The organism is Geobacillus sp. PK12 (assembly GCF_004123125.1).
GTDB classification, from domain to species: Bacteria; Bacillota; Bacilli; order Bacillales; family Anoxybacillaceae; genus Geobacillus; species Geobacillus zalihae.
Map to the genome: position 1 here is coordinate 1 of NZ_SDKL01000082.1, position 3,598 is coordinate 3,598.

Consider the following 3,598-nt stretch of genomic DNA (forward strand, 5'->3'; position numbering starts at 1 on the left):
AAAATCCTCCCGATTTTCGTCGAGAGGGTGCGAAATGTGAGTCACAAAGGACACCGAGCCTTCTTCCGCACCGAACCCATGGGTCGGACGGCAGCTGCCTTTAAACGTCCGGTTGAATCGCTCGATGATCTGCTTGAGAGGGCGAAACTCTTCCGAGACCGGATCTTCGTTGGTCAGGCCGATCACCTGGCGGACGTCAAACGAAATCCCGTGTTGGGCAAAGAAGTGTTGCGCCAGCCGGTAAATCGGGTTGCCGTCGACGACAAATGACAAGTCGTCCGGGAGGGACACCAACTTCCTGAGGACATCATCGATGGCCTTGATGGCCGAGAGCGTGTCCCGGTTGGGCGAGACGCGATAGGACAGCACGATCTTTTTGACGGCGTCAAATAGAAAGAACAGGTAATGCCAGCGCCCTTTGACGCGAATATACGTCTCGTCCCCGCAAAACGAACCGGACAGCTCATACGGGAACCGGTCGACAAAGGGCTTGATCCAAAGCGCGACGCTGTTGGCGTAGTGGAGCACCGTCTGATGGGAGATCGAGACGCCATGGATGTCCCTCATGGAGGCGGCGGTTTCCCTCGAGGACATCCCAAAGTTGACGCAGCGTCAACACGAGCCCCAACACGTGCGGCGACGCAGCCAGCCGGGACAAATTACGTTAGCGGATTTGCTCATCTATAGTTGATAAGTGTTTATATTGTACATCATATAAAAAATAGGTTTAAAACTTCGGCAACGCCTCCACCGCGTCCGCCAAATCGCTGTAGCTATCCTTTAAGTACCTTGACGTCGTCGCGATGTGACTATGGCCGGCCAACCGACGCACTTTTTCAATATCGTTGTTCGTCGCCTTTAGCATCCATTTGCAAAACGTATGTCGGAACATATGTGGAGTTAATTTTTTATTCGGCAGGCTGTAGCTTTCGATCATTCGCTGAATGCCCCGGACCGAAAACTTCGGCGAGCGTTGGCTGTAAAAGACGTATGGCGATTCGGCGACATGCGGCTTCTTTTTCGCCATTTCCGCGCGAAACTTCAGCCAATCCTCAAGTTCCGCCAGTAGGATGTTTGAGATCGGTACGGTCCGGACCTTCATTCCCTTCCCCACGATCCGAATTCGTTTCATTTCTAAATCCAAGTCCGTTAATTTTAAATTTGATAACTCTTCCACACGCAATCCTGCATAGGTAAGCAAGTACACCACCGCACGGTCCCGACGATATTTCTCCTCGGGATCGACTCCCCGGCTTTGCATCGGCTTTTTCCGCATCCGATGCAATAAGTCCTCGAATTCTTCTTCCGTCAGCCACATAATTTTTTCGTTATCTTCATCGGCTGATTTTAAATCCTGGATGTCTTTCATGGGGTTCTGTTCGATCTTATGATGTTCGACCGCCCAAGCATAAAAGCTTCGCAACGAATTCAAGCGACGATTGATCGTGGAAATGGCCAACGGTTTTCCTTCCGCCGGATTCAACATTTGCTGGATCCATTTGCGAATGTCGGCCGGCGTGACGTAATCACTTGGACGGATATGTAAATCATTGAAAAAGATATTCAAGTCATTCGTATAGGAGATGATCGTATTTGGGGAAGCTCCTTTTTCCTGAAGGTAAGTGACATACTCGTTGAGCATTTTTTCACCCTTTCACTTATACGACGAGTTTAAAAGGATTCGAAGAGCAAATAATCGGTTTAAAAAATAACATTATATGACGAGTATATCATAAAAAAGAATCAATTGTTAGTCATATAATGTAAATTATACGATGAGTTAAATTGATTTAATGTAACAACTATTATGTTGCATTCCAAACTTCTCAATGAAATCATCCCCCCCTTTGAAACATCAGGGGGGACGAATATATCATAAAAGCATCATTTTGACAATTTTAACGAAAAAGTTATTGAGTTTTAGTGTTTTTAGCAGCGTCTATAAGAACTTGAATAGCCTGTGTTACCAAATTAGTGTTTAAGGGAACATTAACTAAGTCAGAGTTAGCGTTACTTGTCGGTGTAGTTTCTTGGCTAACAGCGACTTCTTCTTTACCAAAAATATGAGGAAACAATTGTTGTTTAAGTTTTATTTGGTCTTCAGGTGAGAAAGATGCAAGATATGGGTTTAAAGTTTTTAATTCGACTTCCATCTTTCTATTTTTTCTTTCTTCAGCTTCATTATATGCTGCTTGTTTTGCTGTATAAGCGGTTAGGGAACCTAGGGCAACAGTAACAATAAATCGTGCAATTAATCCAGGCCAATCAATTTCGTGGTTATTCCATATAAAAGCGTAAAAGCCATATGCAATTGTAACTAAGAACGAACCTATAGTTCCTATTTGCCACCAAAAAGCTGCTTTTCTCTTATAATCAGCGACTTCTTTAAAGTGTCCAGAAATTGAACTGGTTGATATAATACCCACTAATTCCTCAACTGATTTTTTATGGGACTCTAACATACTGTCGTAATCAGCCAGTTTCTGTTTGGTTTCTTCTAAAAAGGATTCATATGTTGAAGTTAACTCTTCTGTTATAGAATCAAATTTTTCCCGAAATGACGATATAATTTCTTGGGTTTTGTTATTTAAATCTTCAGTAATCTCATCAAATTCTTCAATAAAATTTTCTTTAAGTTCTAGAAATTGCTGAGATCTAGACTCTTGAGAAGTAATGAAATTTTGGTGGAGTTCATTATATTTATCTTGAATTTTTTGTAACTCCAAATTAAGCTTTGACTCATAATCTTCTATCTTCTGTTTAAAATCTTCAATCTGATCGTAAATAGAAGATGACTTTTCTAAAAATTCTTCTTGTTGTCGCTCCAAAAAAGATTTCTGTTGTCCAACTGATTTTCTAAAAGAAGTAACAGTTTCGCGAATTGTTTCAATTGACTCCTCATTAACTATGTTAACTAATTGGCTTGTAAAGAGTAGGATATTATCTAATCTTTGATTTAAAGTGTTTAAATGATTGTGGTCTCTAAAAGTTACATTAAAATTAAATAATTGATTATTAATATTATTAAGTTCGGCATTTATCTGATCTTGCAATGCCTTACGTAATAATAAAGGGTCTATCGAATTTATATGTACTTCTAAACAGGAGAGAACAGCCCGGACTCTATTTAGTGTTTGTATTGAGTACTCATCAAGACTTGTGGTAAAATCCTCATCATTTTCAATATTTTCTAAGGATTCTTTTGTTTTATCCAAAATTGAATACATTGGGTGATTAATAATTTGATCAATTAATGTCAAATTAGACCCCTTCCTTATTTAGCCTAAACATTTTCTTTTTGAGCCTCTTATTTACTATATTTGTCTTTATTGTTATCTAAATCCTATTTATTCTATAAGCGCATATAAAGATACCATGCTGTGCTCATTAAGTCTACTAAATTTACGCTTATAAACCATCTATTGAAATTATACCAAACATTTATTCTGTATGTATACATATTCGTTAAATTGAGATATAACGCAAACTAGTGAAATGATAAAGAATCCCTCCTTCTCTTCTTGGTTGGGTAGACAAATATAGATGTACAGGGACACGAGTGTTGATTATCCAAAATTATACATATGCCTTCCATAAA

General features: G+C 39.7%; 2 protein-coding genes and 1 pseudogene. All 3 read right to left on the reverse strand.

Annotated elements, in window-relative coordinates; translation table 11 throughout:
- Positions 1 to 661: pseudogene (locus tag ETR37_RS17620) on the reverse strand (IS6 family transposase); the annotation flags it as partial.
- A 66-nt stretch (positions 662 to 727) separates the two neighbouring features.
- Positions 728 to 1,642: a tyrosine-type recombinase/integrase gene (locus ETR37_RS17625; RefSeq protein WP_129447598.1), complete on the reverse strand. Its 915-nt coding sequence runs from the start codon at positions 1,640 to 1,642 to the stop codon at positions 728 to 730.
- 268 nt (positions 1,643 to 1,910) lie between these two features.
- Positions 1,911 to 3,260, reverse strand: a complete 1,350-nt coding sequence (locus tag ETR37_RS17630; protein WP_129447599.1) for a hypothetical protein — start codon at positions 3,258 to 3,260, stop codon at positions 1,911 to 1,913.
- Positions 3,261 to 3,598 lie beyond the last annotated feature (338 nt).

What these genes read in the sequence shown, in the direction of transcription:
- ETR37_RS17625 (WP_129447598.1), bottom strand. Translation starts at nt 1,642, where the DNA reads ATGCTCAACGAGTATGTCACTTACCTTCAGGAAAAAGGAGCTTCCCCA.